Raw genomic sequence first — 19,790 nt, forward strand, 5'->3', positions numbered from 1 at the left:
TCATAATAACATACAGTAAACCATACCGGAAAGGAAGGATTTCCATGGAAATGACCAGGATACCGGCACGCGCGGAGGTGCCGGACAGTGACAAGTGGGCGGTCCGAGATCTGTTCGCGAGCGACGCGGACTGGCGCGCCGCCTATCACGCGGCCAAGGCGTTTGTTCCGCGCGTCGCGGCGTACCGCGGCCGCCTGTCCGAAAGCGGGGAGACGCTGCTGGAATTTTTCCGTCTGGACGACGAGATCAGCCTGGCGTTCGACGCGCTCGTCCATTATGCCCAGCGCCGCAGCGATGAGGATACCCGCGTCGCCGCGTATCAGGAGATGGTGAGCCAGGCGACGCGGCTCGCGGTGGAGCTGCAGGCAGCGGCGGCATTTGAAACGCCCGAGCTGCTCGCCATCGACGATCAGACGCTCGCCCGCTTTTACCGCGAAACGCCCGCGCTTGAAAACTACCGGCTGGCGATGGACCGCGTGCGCCGCCGCCGCGATCATGTGCTTTCGGATAAGGAGGAGGCGCTGCTCGCGGCCGCGGGCGAGATGGCGGCCGGTCCGGACGATATCTACTCCATGCTCAATGACGCCGACCTCCGCTTTCCGGACGCGGCCGGTCAGGACGGGAACAGGCATCCGGTCACGCACGGCACCTTTATCCCGCTGATGCAGTCCTATGACCGCACGCTGCGCCGGTCCGCGTTCGATTCGCTGTATTCGGTGTACGGCCAGTTCCGCAATACCGCGGCGGCGACGCTGTCCGCGCAGATGAAGCAGCTGCTGTTCTTTGCCAACGCGCGCAAATATCCCTCCACGCTGGACGCGGCGCTCGACGGGACCGAGGTGCCGACCGCCATTTACCACAACCTGATCGACGCGGTGCGCCGCTCGCTGGCGCCCATGCACCGGTATATCGGCCTGCGCCGCCGCCTGCTCGGGCTGGAAGAGCTGCATATGTACGACCTCTATGTTCCGGTGGTCGAGGGGGTGGAGATGAAGTTCACCTTTGAGCAGGCCAAGGAAACCGCGCTCAAGGCGCTCGCCCCTCTGGGCGAGGCATACCTGGACCTGCTGCGCCAGGGCTTCGCGGGCGGCTGGATCGACGTATATGAGAACGAGGGCAAGCGTTCGGGCGCGTATTCCGCGGGCGCGCGCGTGCATCCGTATGTGCTGCTCAATTTCAAGGGGACGCTGGACGATGTGTTCACGCTTGTACACGAAATGGGCCACGCCATCCATTCCTACCTGTCCAACCGCACCCAGCCCACCGCGTATCAGGATTATGTGATTTTCGTGGCCGAGGTCGCCTCCACCTGCAACGAAGCGCTGCTGATGGAATACCTGCTGTCGGTCACGGAGGACCGGAAGCAGCGCGCGTATCTCATCAACCATTTCCTCGAACAGTTCCGCGGCACGCTGTACCGCCAGACCATGTTCGCGGAATTCGAGCTGGCGGTGAACGAGATGACCCAGCGCGGCGAGGGTACGACCGCCGAAGCGCTCTGCGCGCTGTACCGGCGGCTCAACGAGCAGTATTTCGGCCCCGATATGGTCGTGGACGAGGAGATCGCGCTCGAATGGGCGCGCATCCCGCATTTCTATTATGATTACTATGTGTACCAGTACGCCACCGGCTACGCGGCGGCGATCGCGCTGTCGCGCCGCATCCTGCGCGAGGGTGAAGGCGCGGTCAGGGATTACCTGGGCTTCCTGTCCGGCGGCTGCTCGGCCGACCCGATCACGCTGCTGCGCGGCGCGGGCGTGGATATGGCAAGCCCCGCGCCCATCGAGGACGCGACCCGCCTGTTCGACGAGCTGATTACGGAAATGGAGCGGCTGCTGTAAAGCGGCGGGGAAGAGGGAAGCCGTCCGGCTTCCCTCTTTTTTTGCGCGCGCGGACGCAACACAACAGATGACAAAGGCGGGTTTGTGATGTATAATATCATTGGACAATAGTGGGACAAAAAAGGAGGATTCCATGCCGAAAATAGGACTGATTTCGCTCGGCTGCGCCAAAAACCTGGTGGACAGCGAGCATATGCTCGCCCTGCTGCGCGCGGCGGGCTGGGAGGTCGCCGCGGATATGGCCGAGGCGGACGTGGGCGTGGTCAACACCTGCGGGTTTATTGAAGCCGCCAAGACCGAGGCGATCGAAACCATTCTCGAAACCGCGCAGTACAAGCAGAACGGCAAAATGAAAGGCCTGGTCGTGACCGGCTGCCTGGTGCAGCGCTACGCGGAGGAGATGCGCGCGGAGCTGCCCGAGATCGACGCAATCTGCGGCACGGGCAGCTATGAGAGCATCGTGGACGCGGCCAACGCCGCGTTCGGCGGGCATAAGGCCGCGTATCTGGCGGATATGGCCAGCGCCGCGCTCGAGGGCGGCCGCGACCGCCTGACCCCGCCGTATACGGCCTATTTCAAGATTGCGGAGGGCTGCTCCAACCGCTGCGGCTACTGCATCATCCCCAAGCTTCGCGGGCCGTACCGCTCGCGCGGGATGGACGCGCTGCTCGCCGAAGCGCGAGCGCTGGCCGACGCCGGGGTGAAGGAGCTGATCGTCATTGCGCAGGACATCACCAAATACGGCATGGACCTGCCCGGGCATCAGCGCCTGCTGCCCGAGCTGCTGCGCCGCCTGTGCGAAATGGATTTCCATTGGGTGCGCCTGCACTACCTGTACCCCGACCAGATCACGGACGAGCTGGTGGAGGTCATCGCGTCCGAACCCAAGATCGTCAAGTACCTGGACATCCCGCTCCAGCATGTATCAAGGCGCATCCTGCGCGCGATGCACCGCCCGGGCGATGGGGAGGAATTTGCCGCGCTGATCCAAAGCCTGCGCGGCCGCATCCCGGGCCTTGTGCTGCGCACCAGCCTGATCGTCGGCCTGCCGGGCGAGACTGAGGACGAATTTGCCGCGCTGTGCGCGTTTTTGCAGGACGTACAGATCGAGCGCGTGGGCGTGTTCGAGTTTTCGCCCGAGGAGGGTACCGAGGCTGCGGAACTACCCGACCAGATCGACGCGGCGGTCAAGGCCAACCGCCGCCTGATCGTGGAGGAGCTGCAGTCGGGCGTACTGGACGATTACAACACCTCCCGCCACGGTGAGGTGATGGAGGTGCTGTGCGAGGGCTTTGACGAGGAGCAGCAGCTTTGGTACGGCCGCACCTACGCGGACTCGGTCGAGGTGGACGGCCATGTGTACTTTGAGGCGGAGGACGCGCCCGCGGTAGGCGGGTTTGTCCCCGTCCGCATCACAGACAGCCTGGGACCCGACCTGCTCGGCGTCCGGCAAAAGGGGGAATAAAAATGACCACAGCAAACAAGATCACGCTGACCCGTATTGCGATGATCCCGTTTTTTATCTGGTTTGCGCTGCAAAACGATGCGGCCAGCCTGATTGCGGCGCTTGTTCTGTTCTGCGTGGCGAGCTTTACGGACTTTCTGGACGGCTATGTCGCCCGCAAGTATAACCAGGTGACCGACTTCGGCAAATTTGTCGATCCGCTGGCGGATAAGCTGCTCGTTACCGCAGCGCTGCTGATTTTTATTGAAAAGGGCATTTTTCCGGCGTGGATGGTGTTCATTGTGCTTGCGCGCGAATTCATCATTACCTCGCTGCGCAATGTCGCGGCTGCGAAAGGCCGCGTGCTGGCCGCCACCTGGACGGGCAAGGTCAAGACCTGCGTGCAGATTGCGGGTATCATCCTCGACTTCCTGTTCCTCATCTGCGTGGGTACGACCAGCGGCAGCATGACGGCCGTCATCGGCGTTATCGGCGGCGCGGACGGTCCGACCACCATTACGTTCTCCGGCGGCATGGCGCTGCCAGAGATTGTCGCCTGGGTGGTCACGCTGGTCACGCTGTACGCCGGCATCGACTACCTGCGCAAAAACTGGGACCTGATCAAGGACGGCGCGGTCAGGGAAAAATAACGGCGCAATACGGCACAAGGGAGGAAGACCGCGGTCTTCCTCCTTTTTCCGAGCGGATGTCCCGCGCGCGGGCGCAAAAAACTTGCGCCCGCGCCGGAAAAAGGGTATACTAACCATATCTGAACTGTCTGGAGGAATACTGGAATGCAGGATGGATTTGTCAAAATTGCCGCCGCGACGCCCGCGCTGCGGGTCGCGGACTGCGCCTATAACGCTTCCGAGATCGTCAGGCTGGCGAAGCAGGCCGCGGATAAGGGCGCGCGCCTGATCGTGTTTCCGGAGCTTTGCCTGACCGGCTATACCTGCGGCGACCTGTTTTTGCAGCAAACGCTGCTGGATGGGGCGCTGGAAGCGCTCCGCACCGTGCGGGACGCGACCGCGGCGCTGAACGCCGCCGTGGTGGTCGGCCTGCCCCTGGTGCATCAGTGCAAGCTGTATAACGTGGCGGCGGTGCTGTGCCGCGGCGTGGTGGAAGGGCTGGTGCCGAAGCACAGCATCCCGAATTATTCCGAGTTTTACGAGCAGCGCCACTTTACGTCGGGCGCGGGGCTGGATATGGAGCCGGTCGAGCTGCTGGGCCAGACCGCCATGTTCGGCGGCGTGCAGGTGTTCTCCAGCGCGGCGATGTCGGATTTCGCGTTCGGCGTGGAGATCTGCGAGGACCTGTGGGTACCCGAACCGCCCTCTACGCGGCTGGCGCAGGCGGGCGCGACCGTGATCGTCAACCTGTCCGCGTCGGATGAGATCATCGGCAAGGCCGCCTATCGCCGCGACCTGGTGCGGCAGCAGTCCGCGCGGCTGCTGTGCGCCTACGCCTATGCGGACGCGGGCTTCGGGGAATCCACGCAGGACCTGGTGTTCTCCGGCCACGACCTGATTGCGGAAAACGGCGCGCTGCTGGCCGAGAGCCGCCCGTTCGAGAGCGGCGTGATCTACGCGGATATCGACGTGCAGCGGCTCGTGCATGAGCGCCGCCGCATGAACACGTTCACGGTATCGGGCGGCGGCTTTGCGGCCGCGCTGGAGATAACGCCCGGCGAAAACGACCTCGCGGACCGCCGGTTCCCGCGCACGCCGTTCGTTCCCGCCAATAAGGCGCTGCGCGACGAGCGCTGCGAGGAGATCCTCACGCTGCAGGCGACCGGCCTTGCCACCCGCCTGCGCCACACACATGCCAGGGCCGCGGTTGTGGGGCTGTCCGGCGGGCTGGATTCCACGCTCGCGCTGATCGTGCTGGTGCATGCGTTCGACCTGCTCGGGCTGGACCGCAAGGGTATCCTGGCGGTGACCATGCCCTGCTTCGGCACGACCGCCCGCACGCGCGGCAACGCGGAAAAGCTGGCCGACGCCTATGGCGTGACGCTGCAGACCGTGGATATCAAGGCCGCGGTGGACCAGCATTTCCGCGATATCGGCCAGAGCATGGACGACCTTTCGGTCACGTTCGAGAATGCGCAGGCGCGTATGCGCACGCTGGTGCTGATGAACCTGGCCAACAAGCTGGGCGGCATGGTGGTCGGCACGGGCGACCTGTCCGAGCTGGCGCTCGGCTGGGCGACCTATAACGGCGATCATATGTCGATGTACGGCGTCAACGCCTCCATCCCCAAAACGCTGGTGCGGTATCTGGTCGCTTATGAGGCCGACCGCGCGCTCGGCGAGCTGTCCGACGTGCTGCAGGATGTGCTGGATACGCCGGTATCGCCCGAGCTGCTCCCGCCCAAGGACGGGGAGATCAGCCAGAAAACCGAGGACCTGGTCGGCCCGTATGAGCTGCACGACTTTTTCCTGTATTATATGCTGCGCTTTGGCTACCCGCCGCGCAAGATCTACCGCATCGCGCGCAAGACCTTTGCGGGCCGGTATGACGACGCGACGGTCAAAAAGTGGCTCGTGACCTTTGTCCGGCGCTTTTTCACCCAACAGTTCAAGCGCTCCTGCCTGCCGGACGGCCCCAAGGTCGGCACGGTCACGCTCTCCCCGCGCGGCGACTGGCGCATGCCCTCGGACGCATGCGCGGCGCTGTGGCTGGCTGAGGCGGAGCGCCTGTAAACAGGCGCGGGGCGCCGGCAGGCCTCCCGCTATCAACGCCGCGCCGCTGGCGCGCGAATCCCCACACAAAGGAGCAACCCCCTTTGAAAACCCTTGTCCGCAGGCTGGCGGCGGTCCTGGCCGCCGTGCTGCTCTGCTTCAACCTGTATTATGAGCTGGCGCCCGGCTATATCGTGGGGCCGGAGCAAAAGCTCGCGGTCGCGGCGGCGTTCGCGCTGCTGCTCGGCGCGGCGCTGTTTTACGGTGTGCCGGCCGGCGCGCGCGCCAAACGGCGGCACGACTATATGCTGCTGCTGTTCTGGTACTATCTGTGGGTGCTGGCGAACGTGCTGTTTTTTGACAATGCGTTCGGCCGCGGCTTCCACACGGGCGCGGACCTCGGCGCGGTCAACCTGGAACCGCTGCGCACGATTAAAAATTATCTGATCGCCTACGGCTACGGCAATATCTCGCTGCGGCTGGTGGTGCTCAACCTGCTGGGAAACCTGGCGGCGTTCGCGCCTATGGGCGTGTTCCTGCCCGCGCTGTTCCGCTGGCAGAGGAGCATTTTCTTCTTTACCGCCACGCTGACGCTCGGCGTCACGGCGGTCGAGGTGGCGCAGGTGTATACCGGCGCCGGCTCGTGCGATGTGGACGATCTGATCCTGAACCTCGCGGGCGCGCTGATCGTGTTCGTCCTCTGCCGGATCACGCCGCTCTGGAAGCATATCTGTCGGGTCAACCCAAGGGATTGACGGAAGGGAGAGCGCAGCATGCCAAACGACACGGCCTTCATCCTGATTGACCAGGGGACAGGGGGATACCGCCTGCTCTCCGTGCCGGCCCATATTGCGCGGGACGCCAAGGCGTACCAGATGCAATTTGACAAATGGCTGACCGCGCCGCAGGCCGGTCACAACTACCGGCACATCGGGCCGGACGGCACACCGGCGCTGCGCTATGACGGGGCGGAGGCTTTTGTCAAATGGCTCAACGAATTTGTGCTGGATGCATCCGAAGCGCCGGCCTGCGTCGTCCCGACGCTGTATTTTTAGGAAAGGGGCAGTATTTTATCATGTTTGACACCGTACTCATTGCCGGCCTCGGCCTGATGGGCGGCTCGATGGCGAAAACCATCAAGGCGCGCACGCTCAGCCGCGTACTGGGCTGGAACCGCACCCGCGCCACCGCCGAGCAGGCGCGCGCGGACGGCACGATCGACGCGGTCGCAACCGAGGCGCTGTATAAGGAGGCCGACCTGGTCATCATCGGCCTGTATCCGCAGGCGACGGTGGACTGGCTGCTGGAAAACATGCCGAAAATGAAAAAGGGCTGCGTGGTGGTCGATATGGTCGGCGTCAAGCAGTTCATGGTCGAGCGGCTGGAGCAGGCCGCGCTCGACGCGGGCGTGCATTTCGTCGGCGGGCATCCGATGGCGGGGCGGGAGTTCTCCGGCCTGGATTTTGCGCTTCCGACCCTGTTCGACGGGGCGAGCATGATCTTCGTCCCCACCAGAAGCAGCACCGAGCGGGTGCTGGAACAGCTCGAAGCGTATTTTATGGCGCTCGGCTTTGGGCAGACCGTGCGCTGCACGGCCGAACAGCACGACCGGATGATTGCCTTCACCTCGCAGCTGGCGCATGTCGTGTCCTCGGCCTACATCAAAAGTCCGGAGGCGGATAAGCATAACGGCTATTCCGCGGGCAGCTATAAGGACCTGACGCGCGTGGCCAAGCTGAACGAAACCATGTGGAGCGAGCTGTTCCTGTGCAACGCCGAGCCGCTTGCGCGCGAGATCGACGAGATCATCGGCCATCTGGACGAATACCGCCGCGCCATCCGCGCGCACGACAGGGAAACCCTGACTGCGCTTCTGCGCGACGGCCGTGAACGCAAGGAGCGCCTCGGCTGATGGGGAGCGAAAAGGCGCCGCTGAAAAAGCGGCGCCTTTGGCTTGTTCGCTCTTGCGCGGGAGCGGTTTCGGGTGTAAACTGAAAGAGCGACAATGGGAAATGGGGGAGAACAGGATGCAAGCATTGATGCGGCGCCGCTTCATGCGCTGCGCTTACCGGACGATGCTGCTCGGCGGCCTGCTTGGGTCGAGCAGCGGCGTGGTGATGAGCCTGCTGCAGGACCGCTACGCGCTGGGGTACGAATGGGGCGGCGTGCTGCTCGCGGCGTTGAGCGTGGGCAATCTGCTGTCCGGCTTTACAACGGGTATGCTGACCGTGCGGCGCGGCATGCGCAACACGACGCTGCTGCTGTCGACCGGCGGCGCGGCCGGTTATTTCGCCATGGCGCTGACAGGGAACCCCTGGCTGCTGGTGCTGGCGTTCGGGCTGGTCGGCGCGGCAAAGGGCTGCGTGCTGAATACGGACAGCGTGCTGGTTGCGATATCGGCGGAGGACCGCACCCAGGGAATGAACCTGGCGCATTCGCGCTTTGCGCTCGGCTCGCTGGTATGCCCGCTGCTGATCGCGGCGCTCGGCCTGCTGCACTGGCGCGCGCCGATGATCGGGCTGGGCCTGTGCGGCTGCCTGCTGTGGCTGAGCTATTACGCCGGCCGCCTGCCGCGTCGGGCGAGCCGGACGGCGGACGGCGGGGGACAGTGGGACTTTTTCCACTCCCGCCGCTTCTGGCTGCTGACCGCGGTGCTGTTTTTCCAAAACTGCACCGAGATCGCGGTCACCGGCTGGATGGTTACTTATTTCAAGGATACGGGTATCCTGTCCGGCACGGCCGGCCAGCTCACAGTCACGGTCATCTGGGGCGCGATGCTGGCCGCGCGGCTGGTGATCGCGCTGGTGCTGCATATCCGCAACGGCTTCCGCGCGCTGACCCTGATGACCGCCTGCTGCATCGGCGCGTACCTGCTTCTGCTGCAGGCGGAAACGGCGGTCTCCGCGCTGGCGCTGCTGTTCGTGTTCGGCGTCTCGATCGCGGGCGTCAACCCGACCGCGGTTGCGAGCGCGGGCAAATCGCTGTCGAGCGCGGGCGTGGGCGTGATGCTGCCCGCGGCAGGCGTCGGGGCGATCCTGATGCCGTATATCACGGGCCTGGTCGCATCCGCCTGGGGCATCCACGCGGGGATGATGAGCATTACGTTTGCGGTCGCGGGCATGTTTGTCAGCTCGGCGCTGCTGCTGGTCGTGCGCGAGCGGGGCGAAGCGCACGCAGGCTCCCGTGACGAGCGGCCCTGATGGAAAAACGCGGCCGCCCGCCGGAATTCTTTCCGGCGGGCGGCTTTTTTTACTGTTTTTGCGAGCTGTGCGCCAGATGGCGCGCGAACGAGGTGGACTGGAGGGCTTTTTGCAGCGCGGGCGTGAGCAGCATCGCGACGATCACGCCGACCACGGCGTTGGTCAGGCTGGAGGCGATGCTGGCCGCGCAGCCGGCCACCGCAGGGACAAAGGCCGAGCCGGCGAGCATCATGCCCATGATCTTGCTCCCGATATACAGGGCCGAATAGGTCAGCGCGCCCGCGATGGCCGCAACAAGGTTGCGGCCCGTCCGGCGTCCGTTTGCCCCGCCCCAGTGCGAGATCAGCCCGCACAAACCGGCCATGATAAAGTACCGGAGGAACGTGACATAGGCGGTGGGCGCGTATTCCGGATCGGTCAGGTCGAACAGCGCACAGCCTATGCCGGCGGCCAGGCCGCCGCGCCAGCCGCCCAGCAGCGTGCCTGCCAGCAGACAGATGCCGTTGCCCAGCTTGACCATGGTCGAGCCGCCGGGCGTCGGGATCTTGATTTTGAAAAAGAATGTGGCGATGAATACAAAGGCCGCGAGCAGCCCCACGGCCACAATATCGTACAGCGTGATCTTTCGTTTGTTGTTTTCCATAACGGTTTCCCCCTTTTTCTTTCCTCGGATAGGATACGGCATATTTGACCTGTTTTGAATAGCCAAATTTTGATTATTTTATAAGGTCAGATGGATAAACGGCAAAAACCCGCGCAAAATAGCAGAAACATGGGAGTAGCCTCCCGAAGAGGAGAGATGCGCATGAAACTGGATAAGCAGAAATACCAGCAGATGCTGGAACAGAAAAGCCCGAATTCGCCGCTTTGGAAGGACTGTTTGAAGGCGTTCCTGTTCGGCGGGGCGATCTGCACGGTCGGCGAGGGCGTGAGCAATTTCTGGCAGTCGCGCGGCCTGGAGACAGCGGACGCGGCGGCGGCGACGGCCATCACCATGGTGTTCCTCGGCGCGCTGCTGACCTGCCTGCATCTGTATGAAAAGCTGGCCAAACACGCGGGCGCGGGAACGATCGTGCCGATCACGGGCTTTGCCAACGCGATCGTGTCGCCGGCCATGGAATTCAAAAGCGAGGGGCTGGTGCTGGGCGTGGGGGCGAAGCTGTTTGTGATCGCCGGCCCTGTGCTGGTATACGGTATTTCGGCCAGCGTGCTCTATGGGCTGGCGCTGCTGCTGATGGGGGGAGGCGGCGCAGGATGATCCGGAGGATAGGGAAGCGCACGCTGCAGTTTGCGGAGCGGCCGTTCCTGCTGTCGCACGCGGCGGCGGTCGGGAAAAAGGAGGGTGACGGCCCGCTGGGCGCGCAGTTCGACTTTGTGACCGAGGACGACCGCATGGGGCAGAAATCGTGGGAGCTGGCGGAAAGCGAGCTGCAAAAGACCGCGATCGACCTCGCGGTAAAAAAGGCGGGCCTGCAGAAGAGCGATCTGGATGTGATCCTCGCGGGCGACCTGCTCAACCAGTGCATCGGCTCGTTTTTGGCCTCGGTGGGGTCGGATGTGCCGTATCTCGGGCAATACGGCGCCTGCTCGACCATGGCGCAGGGGCTGGCGCTCGGCGGGTGTCTGGTGGAGGGGGGCGCCGCGCGGCGCCTGCTTGCCTCCGCGTCCTCGCATTTCTGCTCGGCCGAGCGGCAGTACCGGTTCCCGCTGGCCTACGGCGGCCAGCGCACGCCGACCGCCCAATGGACGGCCACGGCGGCCGGCGCGGCCGTGCTGTCCGCCGCGGACCCGCAGGGCGGCTCCTCTGGCATCCGTGTCACGCATGCGCTGTTCGGCAGGATGGTGGAGCTGGGCGTCAAGGACGCGAACAACATGGGGGCGGCGATGGCGCCCGCCGCTTACGACACGCTTTCCACGCTTTTGTCCGACCTTGGCGCGCAGCCGGCCGATTTCGACTGCATCGTGACCGGCGACCTCGGCCATGTGGGGGCGGATATCCTGCTCACCCTGCTGCGGGAGGATAAGATCGACCTGTCGCCCGTGTACTCGGACTGCGGCAGCCTGCTGTTCGGGGACGAACAGGACGCGCACGCGGGCGGCTCGGGCTGCGGCTGCTCGGCCGCGGTGCTGTGCGGCCCGCTGCTGCGGGATATGGAGGGCGGCCGGCTCCGGCGTCTGGTGTTCGCCGGCACGGGCGCAATGATGAGCCCGACCTCGGTGCAGCAGGGACAGCCCATCGCGGGCATCTGCCACGCGGTTGTGATCGAAAGGAGCGGCGCATGAACTGGATGGAATATGTCAATGCCTTTTGGGTGGGCGGCGCGATCTGCGCGGTCTGCCAGGTGTTCATTGACAAAACAAAGCTGACGCCCGCGCGCATCCTGGTCAGCCTGGTGGTGATCGGCGTGTTCCTGCAGGCGATCGGGGTGTATCAGCCGCTCGTGGATTACGCGGGCGCGGGCGCGACCGTGCCGCTGCTCGGCTTCGGCTATTCGCTGGCCAAGGGTGTGGCGAAGGCGGTCGCGGAAAGCGGCCTGCTGGGCGTGTTCACCGGCGGCGTGACCGGCGCGGCGGGCGGCATCGCGGCGGCGATCGTGTTCGGCTGTCTGTTCGCCCTGCTGGCAAAGCCGAAATCCAAAAGCTGAGCCGCTTGCAGGCAAGGGAAAATCCCGTTATAATAGAACAAACACAATCAACCGACAAAAAGGGGTTTTCCCATGCAGTATTATTTTGCCCCCATGGAGGGCGTGACCGGCGCGGTCTACCGCCGCGCGCATCATGCGTATTTCCCGGGGATAGACAAGTATTTTATGCCGTTTATCACGCCGACCGCGAACGGCCGTCTGACCCCGCGCCAGAAGCGCGACGTCGCGGCCGAGGTCAACGCGGGCGTGCCTGCGGTGCCGCAGCTGTTGACCAGATCCGCTCCGGATTTCATCTGGGCGGCGAACGCCCTGGCGGAGATGGGCTATCCGGAAGTCAACCTGAACCTCGGATGCCCCTCGGGTACGGTAACGGCCAAGGGCAAGGGCGCGGGCTTCCTCGCCCATCCGGACGAGCTGGACCGGTTTTTTGACGCGGTATTCTCCGTGTGCAGAGTGGCGGTGTCGGTCAAAACGCGCCTGGGCGTGCGTGACCCCGCGGAATTTGACCGCCTGCTCGCGGTTTACAACCGCTATCCGATTGCCGAGCTGACCATCCACCCGCGCGTGCGGGAGGATTTTTATCGGGGCGGCGTGCGCGAGGCGGCGTTTGCCGCAGCCCTGCCGCAGTGCCGCATGCCGGTCTGCTATAACGGAGACGTTGTCAGTGAAGCGGATGCCGCCGCGGTCGGCGCGCGGTACCCCGCGGTGCGGGCGGTGATGATCGGCCGCGGCCTGGTCGGTGACCCCTCGCTGGTCACACGGCTGCGCGGCGGCCCGCGCGCGGATAAGACCGTGCTGGAGGCGTTCCACAATACCCTGTACGAGCGCTACTGCGCCGCGTTCGGCGACCGCCGGATTGCGATGCTGCGCATGAAAGAGGTCTGGTTTTACCACCTGAACCTGTTTGCGGACAGCGAAAAATACGGCAAGCGGCTGCGCAAGGCGGCAGGGCCGGACGATTTCCTCGCGGCAGCGGCGGCGGTGTTCCGCGATTTGCCGCTGCGCGAACAGGTGGAGCCGGACTGGTTCCGCTGAAAAAAGGAAAGGCTCCTATCCCGAAAGGATAGGAGCCTTTTTTGCCGCGCCGCAGTACGGGGCGGCAAGGAGGGGGGATCGCCGTCCCTCGGGGGGGACGGCGGATGCGTTACAGGGCTTGCTGCTGCAGCCAGCGGTACGCGCCCGCCATGCCCGCGCTGTTGCCCAGCTCGGCAAAGGCGAGACGGGTGTGCGCCAGCATGAACGGGTTGGCGAAGCGCTGCAGATGGCCTTCGAGCAGCGGGCGCAGATAGGCGCTCTGCCCCATGATGCCGCCGCCGAGCACGACCGCCGCGGGGTCCACCACGCACATGCACGCGGCGATGCCCTGCGCGAGCGTCTCGCACAGCGCGTCGATCGCCTGCGCGCAGACCGTGTCGCCCGCCTGCGCGCGGGCGAAGATCTGCCGCCCGTCCAGCGTTTCGCCGGTCTGCTCTGCCACGCGCCGGATGAGCGCGGTGGTCGAGGCCTGCTGCTCGAACGCACGGCCGTTTACCGGCATGTAGCCGATCTCGCCCGCGCTGCCCGCATGCCCGTGCCAAACCTTTCCGTCCAGCACGACCGCGCCGCCGATGCCCGTGCCGACGGTCAGGCAGAGCACGCTGTCCGCGCCCCGCCCCGCGCCGTAGGCGGCCTCTCCGAGCGCGGCGCAGTTGACGTCGTTTTCGACCGCGCAGGGCAGGCGGAACGCCTGCTCGACCGCGGTTTTGAGGTTGCGCCCTGTATAACCGGGGATATTTTCATTGGCGTACAGGATCGCACCCGTCCGGTGGTCCACCATGCCGGCGGTCGAGACCGCGATGCCGGACGGGTTGTACTTTCCCGCCAGCCCGCCGATCAGGTCGAGCAGCTTGCGCTCCACGCCCGCGCCGCCCAGGGTTTTGGCGTCGGTCGGCGTTTCCCAGCGCGAGGAGAAAACGATCTCCCCGCCGGGGTCGTGCGCGGCGCCGTATTTGATCGAGGTGCCGCCAATATCAAAGCATAGAACCATTGCGTATCCATCCTTCCGGCGGCCGGTTCAGGCGAGCAGGGCGCAGAACTCCTCCGGCGTTTTGGCCGAGAAAAGCTGCTCCATGCGGCCGTCGTCCATCAGGACTTCGGCCAGCTCGCCGAGCAGGTCGATGTGGCTGTCAGGGTCGGTCGCGGCCAGGGTGATAATCAGGCGGACCGGATCGTTGTCGCCCGCGCCGAACGATACCGGCGGGTTGAGCGTGGAAAAAGCGAGCGCCAGACGGTTGGCGCCGCATTCCGGACGCGCATGCGCCAGCGCCAGGCCCTTCGCCAGCACGAAATACGGGCCGTTCTTGTGTACGGATTCGATCATGCCCTCGATATAGCTTTGCTCGATATCGCCCGCGTCCCGCAGGGGGGCCGCCGCCTGGCGGATCGCATCCTCCCAGTCCGCGGCCGCAAGGCCGATCTGCACATCCTTTGCCGTGATCTTTTCTAACAGCATGGTAATGATTCCTCCTAAAACTCTGCGATCAGCGAGGGTACGTCCACTTCCGCGAGCGAGTCGCACAGGCGGTACTGCCCCTCAAAGGTACAATACTTGGTCACGTCGTTGGGTACGACCAGCACGCGCATGTCCGCGTTGCGGCCGGCCAGCAGACCGTTGAGCGAATCCTCAACCACCAGGCACTCGGCCGGTGTGCAGCCGAGCTTTTCGGCCGCCTTGAGGAACAGGTCGGGGTTGGGCTTGATGCGTTCGACGTCCTCGGCCGTGACCAACAGGTCGAAATACTGCATCAGGTGCAGGCGTTCGAGGTGTACGGTCGGCTTTTTGCGGCCGGAGGAGGTCGCCAGCGCGACCGACAGGCCGTTTTCCCTGGCGCTTTTCAGGAAGTCCTCCACGCCGGGCTTTGCCGGCAGGCGGCCGCTCTCCTCAATGAAGCGCGCCAGCGTGTCCTGCGCAAACGCGTCTCGGTCCACATGGATGCCCTTGGCGTCCATCTTGCGGAACAGGTCCTCCGCGTTGGAGCCGACACAGGTCAGGAATTCCTGCACGGACAGGTCGTACTGCTTGTGTACACGGAACCATTCGACATAGATCTGGTACCATACGACCTCGGTATCGACGATCAGGCCGTCGAAATCCATGATAATCGTTTTCAGCATACTGACTCTCTTTTCGATAAACGGGTAAAGGAAGCGCCGCCGCTGGACCAGCGGCGGCGCCGCCCTTACAGGCTGTTACTGCTTGTTTTCGCGGGCCTGCTTGATCTTTTCGATCAGCTCGTCATACTGGGGCGCGTTGATGAAGTCGGTCACTGCGATGCAGTAGGCGTCCTTCTGCACGTCCTTGACACGGTCGAGCAGCAGCTCCTGGGTGACGACGACCTGGCATTCGGTCGGCAGGTTTTCGATTGCGATGTGGAATACCGTAACGTCGTCCAGACCGGCGGCCTTGCACTTTTTCTGCAGCACGGTCGCGCCCATGGCGGAGGAACCGATGCCGGCGTCGCAGGCGTAGGCGATGCGGGTAACCTTGGAGAAGTCAAAGTCTTCGATGCTCTCGAATACGGAGGAAATGCGGCTCTTCTTGCCCTTCAGCTCGTTCATGGTCTGCGCCGCTTCCTTGAGCGAAGCGTCGTCGCCGCCGCCCGCGCGCTTAATCAGCGGGATGGACAGCACGAACGTGATTGCGCACGCCACCAGGATGCCCAGGCAGATCTTGAGCTGGTCGCCGGGCGAGGACATCAGCATGATGGAGATGATGCTGCCGGGGGAGGCAACGCCGACCAGGCCGACGTTCAGCATGGTGAATACCAGGGTGCCGCACGCGCCGCCGACGATCAGCGGGAGGATGAGGATCGGGTTCATCAGCACGAACGGGAAGTATATCTCATGGATGCCGCCGAACAGGTGGATGATGGAAGCGCCCCACGCGGAGGACTTGGAAGAACCCTTGCCGAAGAACATGTAAGCGAGCAGCACGCCCAGGCCGGGGCCGGGGTTGGATTCCAGCAGGAACAGGACGGATTTGCCCAGGCTTTCCAGCTGCAGCGTACCCATCGGGGTCAGGATGCCCTGGCCGATGGCGTTGTTGAGGAAGAGCGGCTTGGCCGGCTCAATCAGGATAGCGGTCAGCGGCAGCAGGTTGTTCTGCACCAGGAAATCCACGCCCGCGGCGAACACGCCGGTCAGGGAGGCGATCGCCGGCCCGAGCCATACGCAGCCGATCACGGCGATGATCGCGCCGATGATGCCGACCGAATAGTTGTTGACGATCAGCTCGAAGCCCATCGGAATCTTGCCGTCGATCAGCTTGTCAAACTGCTTGAGAATCCAGGCGGAAAGCGGGCCGAGGATCATTGCGCCGATGAACATGGTCACGCTGGAGCCGATGATGACGCCGATGGTGGCGACCGTGCCGATCACGCCGCCGCGGTAGTCATAGACCATCTTGCCGCCCGCAAACGCGATCAGGAGCGGGAGCAGGTAGTTGAGCATCGGGGTGATGAAGCCGCGGAGCATGTCGTTGTCGATGGCGATGCCGACCGCGGTCAGAAGGCCCCAAGCAATGAACGCGCCCAGGTTCGGGATGACCATGCTGCTGAGCTTGCTACCAAATTTCTGCACCTTTACTCGTACTGACATTCTTTTGCCCTCCTTAAAATCCGTGAAGTGAGTCTCTACCGTTTCTCTTTATGTGGAAAAGCGCGGGGAAATGCTTACAGGGAAACCTCCTTGCCCTCCGCGATCGAGCGCTCGATCGCGTCGACCACGCGGAGCGTGTTCAGGGCGTCCTCCGGCGTGATGATGGACTTGGTGCCGCTCAGGATGTTGCCGATAAAGGCCATGATCTCCTCGGACAGGTCGCCGGACGGTGCGCCATTGCAGTTGTACCAGTGGCGGGAATCCGGATACAGGACGCCGCTGCCGGTCACGAAGCGCACGCCGTTGTCACACGCGTCGACATAGGCCACGCCCTTGGTGCCGACCAGCTCGACCTTGTCGTCGATGATCGTGGGCGAATTCTCCGGCAGCACCCAGCATGCCTCAAGGCACGCGACCGCGCCGTTTTCATAGGTGACGAGCGCATAGATCACGTCGTCCATGCCGTATTCCTTGAGCAGCACGCTGCGGGCCTTGGCGAACACCTTGACCGGCTTGCAGCCCATGAACCAGTTGACATAGTCGATATCGTGGATCATGACGTGCATGGACAGGTCGGACGCGCCGATGTAGCGGCGGGGGCCGACGATCGGGCTGTTGCGACGGCAGTACATATGGATGATGTCGCCCAGCTCGCCGGCGTCCAGGCGCTGCTTAATCATGTTGAAGCGCGGGTCAAAGCGGAGCAGGAAGCCCAGCGAGAACACCTTGTCGTAATCCTTGAGGATCTCGTACATCGCCTCGCCGTCGGCCAGCTCCTTGGCGAGCGGCTTTTCGAGCAGGATGTGCTTTTTGTTGGCGACCGCAATCTCGACCGCCTCGCGGTGCATGTTGTCGGGCAGGACGATCGAAACCGCGTCGATCTCCGGATTTTCGAGCAGGTCCTTATAGTTCTTATAGGTCTGGCAGCCGTACTCCTTTTCCGCTTCCGCGCGGCGCTCGTCGTTATATTCGCATACCGCGACGAGGTCTACGCCGGGCAGCTTGTTGTAAATGCCTGCATGGATCTGGCCCATCTGGCCGAAGCCGATGACGCCTACTTTGAGGTTCTTGTTCATGATGCATTCTCCTTTTCTATGTTGGACCTTTTTGTGGAAGGTTTGCCCACGGGGTTGGGGGGACGGCGCCGCGTTTTTTTCGGTGTTTTTGCGTTTGCCTGTTGCAAAATCGCGGCGGTTATACTATGATTGTTAAAGAATAAACTATCTTCAGGAGGAAACCATGGCTGATCTGAGTTTTCAAAACCGGCTGCAGTTTTTCGGCTTCCGGCTCAGCAAAAGTGAACAGAAGATCGCCGCTTATATCGTCGCCCATCCGGAGCAGGCAGCGTCGATCGCCAGCCAGGAGCTTGCGCAGGCCATCGGCACGTCCAACTCCACGCTGACCCGCTTCTGCAAAAAGCTGGATTACCGGAATTATATCGAGTTCCAGACCCTGCTGGCGGCCGAGGGGACGCCGGGCCAGACGCCCGACCAGACCATCCGCCGCATCGACCATTATTACGAGCGCACGCTGGACGCGGCCTGCGAGCTGGTGCAGCCCGAGGACCTGGACGCGTTTGTCGACCGAATCCACCAGGCGGATAAAATCCTGATCTTCGGCCTGGGCAGCTCGGGCCTGACCGCGAGCGAGTTCAACATGCGGCTGGTGCAGATGGGCTTTACCTCAAGCGTGATGACCGATACGTTCCTGATGCGCGTGCAGTCCAGCCTGTTCTCGCCGAAGGACCTGATTATCGCGGTGTCCAACTCCGGCGAAACGCCCGAGGTGGTCAGCGCGTGCCGAATTGCGAAATCGGCGGGCGTGCAGATCTGTCTGCTCACGCAGAGCAGCCGCACCGAGCTGGCGAAAATGGCGGACGCCATCCTGCTGGCCGGGGACATCGGGCAGGTAGGGGACGAGAAATTCATCAATTCCCAGATGCCCCTGGTGTTCCTGATCGATGCGATCACCTACCGGTTGCTGGAGGACCCGAAATGCAGGGAAAACCGCGACCGCGCGCTGTATACCCTGTTCCACCGGAATTTCTGAATCGGAAGAGCGCTCCGGCGCTCTTTTTTCGCGCCCGCTTTACGTTGCGTAGATCGCGTCGGTAAAGGCTTTGGTAATCAGCTGGGGACGGGTGATCGCGCCGCCGGTGACCACCGCGTGCGCGCCCAGCTCGATGCAGCGGCGCGCCTTGGCCGGCGTATCGACGTGGCCCTCCGCGATGACCGGAATATGTACCGCGGCGAGAATGGCCTTGAGACGGGCGAAATCGTCGTCCGCGATGTTGTGTCCCTCGGACTGGGCGGTATAGCCCATGAGCGTGGTGGAAACGCAGTCAAAGCCGAGCCGCTCCGCACGGACCGCCTCCTCCAGCGTGGCGATATCCGCCATCAGCAGCTTGCCGGGCGCGGCGGCGCGGGCTTTCTGGAAAAAGTCCTCGAGCGCCTCGCCCTGATAGCGGGGGCGGTCGGTCGCGTCAAACGCGATCATGGCGCAGCCCGTTCCGGCCAGCTCTTCTATTTCGCGGAGCGTGGGGGTGATATAGATGGGGGAACCCTCGTAGTCCCGCTTGACGATGCCGATGACCGGCAGGTCGGTGTTTTTGGCGATTTCGTTGATATCAGCCGCTGTGTTGGCGCGGATGCCTACGGCGCCGCCCTCGGCCGCCGCGCGCGCCATGCGCCCCATGATGAACGAGGAGTGCAGGGGTTCGTTTTCCAGCGCCTGACAGGATACGATCAACCCGCCTTTGACCTGGTCGAGCATACTGTCATCCTCCTATCGGTATTGTTTTCATTTTTATTATACAAAGTGAAAATATTTTCGTCAAGACGGTGGAGCAATTTGGATGGACAAATTTCAAAGGGATTTTTGAGCAGTTTGACTATATGTTCGTCTGTTTGAATAGGAAAACAATAGTTAAATTGACGTATGTGGAAAAAGCGTGACAAAAAGGCGTATTCCGGCCGCGCCTGCCGCAAAATTGCCGCCCCTGTGGGAAAGTCCGTTTTAACGGACAAGCAATCCGCTATACTGAAGCCATCAAAAGGAAGCGGAGGGATACCGGATGAAAAAAAGACTGGGCGGCGCCCTGCAGGCGGCGGGGGGCGCGATCTTGTTCCTGGCGGCGGGGGCGTCGGACGCAGGCGCGGTTTCGGCCGGCGGGCTGGCCTTTTCTATCTTATGCGCCGCGCTGCTGTTTTTCGCAGGCCGCGCGCTGCGCCGCCGGAAAAAGCCTGCGCCCTGCCGCCGCATGGGACGGGCGCTGCCCGTCGCCGCGGGACGGTGAGGGGAACGGCAAGGGGCGCCGAAAGCATGTCATGTGCTTTCGGCGCCCC

21 protein-coding genes are annotated in these 19,790 nt (G+C 63.5%); 14 read left to right on the forward strand and 7 right to left on the reverse strand.

What is annotated here, in order from left to right:
• Positions 1 to 44: 44 nt before the first annotated feature.
• From pepF to ACYQ3S_RS05835, 8 genes are all read left to right on the forward strand, one after another.
• Positions 45 to 1,841: an oligoendopeptidase F gene (gene pepF / locus ACYQ3S_RS05800; protein ID WP_459687742.1), complete on the forward strand. Its 1,797-nt coding sequence runs from the start codon at positions 45 to 47 to the stop codon at positions 1,839 to 1,841.
• A 133-nt stretch (positions 1,842 to 1,974) separates the two neighbouring features.
• Positions 1,975 to 3,306: a 30S ribosomal protein S12 methylthiotransferase RimO gene (rimO, locus tag ACYQ3S_RS05805; RefSeq protein WP_459687743.1), complete on the forward strand. Its 1,332-nt coding sequence runs from the start codon at positions 1,975 to 1,977 to the stop codon at positions 3,304 to 3,306.
• Positions 3,307 to 3,308: 2 nt separating this feature from the next.
• Entirely contained in the window at positions 3,309 to 3,935 is a 627-nt protein-coding gene (gene pgsA / locus ACYQ3S_RS05810; RefSeq protein ID WP_459687744.1) for a CDP-diacylglycerol--glycerol-3-phosphate 3-phosphatidyltransferase, read from the forward strand.
• Positions 3,936 to 4,079: 144 nt separating this feature from the next.
• The gene (locus ACYQ3S_RS05815) at positions 4,080 to 5,987 is read left to right on the forward strand and encodes an NAD(+) synthase (RefSeq protein WP_459687745.1); all 1,908 of its coding nucleotides are present in this window, start codon (positions 4,080 to 4,082) and stop codon (positions 5,985 to 5,987) included.
• A gap of 83 nt (positions 5,988 to 6,070) precedes the next feature.
• Positions 6,071 to 6,721: a VanZ family protein gene (locus ACYQ3S_RS05820; RefSeq protein ID WP_459687746.1), complete on the forward strand. Its 651-nt coding sequence runs from the start codon at positions 6,071 to 6,073 to the stop codon at positions 6,719 to 6,721.
• 18 nt (positions 6,722 to 6,739) lie between these two features.
• Positions 6,740 to 7,021 carry a hypothetical protein gene (locus ACYQ3S_RS05825; protein WP_459687747.1) on the forward strand — a complete coding sequence of 94 codons (282 nt, stop codon included), beginning with the start codon at positions 6,740 to 6,742 and terminating at the stop codon, positions 7,019 to 7,021.
• Positions 7,022 to 7,041: 20 nt separating this feature from the next.
• Positions 7,042 to 7,878, forward strand: coding sequence for a prephenate dehydrogenase (locus ACYQ3S_RS05830; protein WP_459687748.1), 837 nt, complete (start codon positions 7,042 to 7,044; stop codon positions 7,876 to 7,878).
• A gap of 115 nt (positions 7,879 to 7,993) precedes the next feature.
• Positions 7,994 to 9,166, forward strand: coding sequence for an MFS transporter (locus tag ACYQ3S_RS05835; protein WP_459687749.1), 1,173 nt, complete (start codon positions 7,994 to 7,996; stop codon positions 9,164 to 9,166).
• A gap of 49 nt (positions 9,167 to 9,215) precedes the next feature.
• Here the strand turns inward: ACYQ3S_RS05835 and ACYQ3S_RS05840 are convergent, their stop codons facing one another.
• On the reverse strand, positions 9,216 to 9,809 hold the full coding sequence (locus ACYQ3S_RS05840) for an ECF transporter S component (protein ID WP_459687750.1): 594 nt from the start codon (positions 9,807 to 9,809) through the stop codon (positions 9,216 to 9,218).
• A 162-nt stretch (positions 9,810 to 9,971) separates the two neighbouring features.
• On the opposite strand from ACYQ3S_RS05840, the gene spoVAC reads away from it, so the two are divergent.
• The 4 genes from spoVAC to ACYQ3S_RS05860 all read left to right on the forward strand — a co-directional run bounded on the left by spoVAC (position 9,972) and on the right by ACYQ3S_RS05860 (position 12,846).
• Complete coding sequence (gene spoVAC, locus ACYQ3S_RS05845) at positions 9,972 to 10,424, forward strand: stage V sporulation protein AC (RefSeq protein ID WP_082396864.1); 453 nt, start codon at positions 9,972 to 9,974, stop codon at positions 10,422 to 10,424.
• On the forward strand, positions 10,421 to 11,449 hold the full coding sequence (locus tag ACYQ3S_RS05850; RefSeq protein ID WP_459687751.1) for a stage V sporulation protein AD: 1,029 nt from the start codon (positions 10,421 to 10,423) through the stop codon (positions 11,447 to 11,449). The genes spoVAC and ACYQ3S_RS05850 overlap by 4 nt, the downstream gene beginning before the upstream one ends.
• Positions 11,450 to 11,454: 5 nt before the next feature.
• Positions 11,455 to 11,811, forward strand: coding sequence for a stage V sporulation protein AE (spoVAE, locus tag ACYQ3S_RS05855; protein ID WP_107632161.1), 357 nt, complete (start codon positions 11,455 to 11,457; stop codon positions 11,809 to 11,811).
• Between the two features lie 72 nt (positions 11,812 to 11,883).
• A complete protein-coding gene (locus tag ACYQ3S_RS05860; protein WP_459687752.1) occupies positions 11,884 to 12,846 on the forward strand; it encodes a tRNA dihydrouridine synthase in 963 nt (320 codons plus the stop codon).
• Positions 12,847 to 12,955: 109 nt separating this feature from the next.
• Here the strand turns inward: ACYQ3S_RS05860 and ACYQ3S_RS05865 are convergent, their stop codons facing one another.
• The 5 genes from ACYQ3S_RS05865 to ACYQ3S_RS05885 all read right to left on the reverse strand — a co-directional run bounded on the left by ACYQ3S_RS05865 (position 12,956) and on the right by ACYQ3S_RS05885 (position 17,522).
• The gene (locus ACYQ3S_RS05865; protein ID WP_459687753.1) at positions 12,956 to 13,837 is read right to left on the reverse strand and encodes an ROK family protein; all 882 of its coding nucleotides are present in this window, start codon (positions 13,835 to 13,837) and stop codon (positions 12,956 to 12,958) included.
• 27 nt (positions 13,838 to 13,864) lie between these two features.
• Positions 13,865 to 14,302 carry a PTS sugar transporter subunit IIA gene (locus ACYQ3S_RS05870; RefSeq protein ID WP_054326556.1) on the reverse strand — a complete coding sequence of 146 codons (438 nt, stop codon included), beginning with the start codon at positions 14,300 to 14,302 and terminating at the stop codon, positions 13,865 to 13,867.
• Positions 14,303 to 14,316: 14 nt separating this feature from the next.
• Complete coding sequence (locus ACYQ3S_RS05875) at positions 14,317 to 14,964, reverse strand: HAD family hydrolase (protein WP_459687754.1); 648 nt, start codon at positions 14,962 to 14,964, stop codon at positions 14,317 to 14,319.
• Between the two features lie 75 nt (positions 14,965 to 15,039).
• The gene (locus ACYQ3S_RS05880; RefSeq protein ID WP_459687755.1) at positions 15,040 to 16,446 is read right to left on the reverse strand and encodes a PTS mannitol transporter subunit IICB; all 1,407 of its coding nucleotides are present in this window, start codon (positions 16,444 to 16,446) and stop codon (positions 15,040 to 15,042) included.
• Between the two features lie 74 nt (positions 16,447 to 16,520).
• Positions 16,521 to 17,522, reverse strand: coding sequence for a Gfo/Idh/MocA family protein (locus ACYQ3S_RS05885; RefSeq protein WP_459687756.1), 1,002 nt, complete (start codon positions 17,520 to 17,522; stop codon positions 16,521 to 16,523).
• Between the two features lie 163 nt (positions 17,523 to 17,685).
• On the opposite strand from ACYQ3S_RS05885, the gene ACYQ3S_RS05890 reads away from it, so the two are divergent.
• The gene (locus ACYQ3S_RS05890) at positions 17,686 to 18,495 is read left to right on the forward strand and encodes a MurR/RpiR family transcriptional regulator (protein WP_054326553.1); all 810 of its coding nucleotides are present in this window, start codon (positions 17,686 to 17,688) and stop codon (positions 18,493 to 18,495) included.
• Between the two features lie 39 nt (positions 18,496 to 18,534).
• Here ACYQ3S_RS05890 and ACYQ3S_RS05895 read toward each other — a convergent pair whose 3' ends face one another.
• Positions 18,535 to 19,218, reverse strand: coding sequence for an N-acetylmannosamine-6-phosphate 2-epimerase (locus ACYQ3S_RS05895; RefSeq protein ID WP_459687757.1), 684 nt, complete (start codon positions 19,216 to 19,218; stop codon positions 18,535 to 18,537).
• A gap of 301 nt (positions 19,219 to 19,519) precedes the next feature.
• On the opposite strand from ACYQ3S_RS05895, the gene ACYQ3S_RS05900 reads away from it, so the two are divergent.
• Positions 19,520 to 19,741, forward strand: coding sequence for a hypothetical protein (locus ACYQ3S_RS05900; protein WP_459687758.1), 222 nt, complete (start codon positions 19,520 to 19,522; stop codon positions 19,739 to 19,741).
• Positions 19,742 to 19,790 lie beyond the last annotated feature (49 nt).

It is taken from the genome of Agathobaculum sp. TL06, assembly GCF_054658635.1.

Excerpts from the sequence above, each read along its gene's own strand:
- pepF (WP_459687742.1), top strand. The coding sequence starts at position 45 with ATGGAAATGACCAGGATACCGGCACGCGCGGAGGTGCCGGACAGTGAC.
- rimO (WP_459687743.1), top strand. The coding sequence starts at position 1,975 with ATGCCGAAAATAGGACTGATTTCGCTCGGCTGCGCCAAAAACCTGGTG.
- pgsA (WP_459687744.1), top strand. The coding sequence starts at position 3,309 with ATGACCACAGCAAACAAGATCACGCTGACCCGTATTGCGATGATCCCG.
- ACYQ3S_RS05815 (WP_459687745.1), top strand. The coding sequence starts at position 4,080 with ATGCAGGATGGATTTGTCAAAATTGCCGCCGCGACGCCCGCGCTGCGG.
- ACYQ3S_RS05825 (WP_459687747.1), top strand. The coding sequence starts at position 6,740 with ATGCCAAACGACACGGCCTTCATCCTGATTGACCAGGGGACAGGGGGA.
- ACYQ3S_RS05830 (WP_459687748.1), top strand. The coding sequence starts at position 7,042 with ATGTTTGACACCGTACTCATTGCCGGCCTCGGCCTGATGGGCGGCTCG.
- ACYQ3S_RS05835 (WP_459687749.1), top strand. The coding sequence starts at position 7,994 with ATGCAAGCATTGATGCGGCGCCGCTTCATGCGCTGCGCTTACCGGACG.
- ACYQ3S_RS05840 (WP_459687750.1), bottom strand. The coding sequence starts at position 9,809 with ATGGAAAACAACAAACGAAAGATCACGCTGTACGATATTGTGGCCGTG.
- spoVAC (WP_082396864.1), top strand. The coding sequence starts at position 9,972 with ATGAAACTGGATAAGCAGAAATACCAGCAGATGCTGGAACAGAAAAGC.
- ACYQ3S_RS05850 (WP_459687751.1), top strand. The coding sequence starts at position 10,421 with ATGATCCGGAGGATAGGGAAGCGCACGCTGCAGTTTGCGGAGCGGCCG.
- spoVAE (WP_107632161.1), top strand. The coding sequence starts at position 11,455 with ATGGAATATGTCAATGCCTTTTGGGTGGGCGGCGCGATCTGCGCGGTC.
- ACYQ3S_RS05860 (WP_459687752.1), top strand. The coding sequence starts at position 11,884 with ATGCAGTATTATTTTGCCCCCATGGAGGGCGTGACCGGCGCGGTCTAC.
- ACYQ3S_RS05865 (WP_459687753.1), bottom strand. The coding sequence starts at position 13,837 with ATGGTTCTATGCTTTGATATTGGCGGCACCTCGATCAAATACGGCGCC.
- ACYQ3S_RS05870 (WP_054326556.1), bottom strand. The coding sequence starts at position 14,302 with ATGCTGTTAGAAAAGATCACGGCAAAGGATGTGCAGATCGGCCTTGCG.
- ACYQ3S_RS05875 (WP_459687754.1), bottom strand. The coding sequence starts at position 14,964 with ATGCTGAAAACGATTATCATGGATTTCGACGGCCTGATCGTCGATACC.
- ACYQ3S_RS05880 (WP_459687755.1), bottom strand. The coding sequence starts at position 16,446 with ATGTCAGTACGAGTAAAGGTGCAGAAATTTGGTAGCAAGCTCAGCAGC.
- ACYQ3S_RS05885 (WP_459687756.1), bottom strand. The coding sequence starts at position 17,522 with ATGAACAAGAACCTCAAAGTAGGCGTCATCGGCTTCGGCCAGATGGGC.
- ACYQ3S_RS05890 (WP_054326553.1), top strand. The coding sequence starts at position 17,686 with ATGGCTGATCTGAGTTTTCAAAACCGGCTGCAGTTTTTCGGCTTCCGG.
- ACYQ3S_RS05895 (WP_459687757.1), bottom strand. The coding sequence starts at position 19,218 with ATGCTCGACCAGGTCAAAGGCGGGTTGATCGTATCCTGTCAGGCGCTG.
- ACYQ3S_RS05900 (WP_459687758.1), top strand. The coding sequence starts at position 19,520 with ATGAAAAAAAGACTGGGCGGCGCCCTGCAGGCGGCGGGGGGCGCGATC.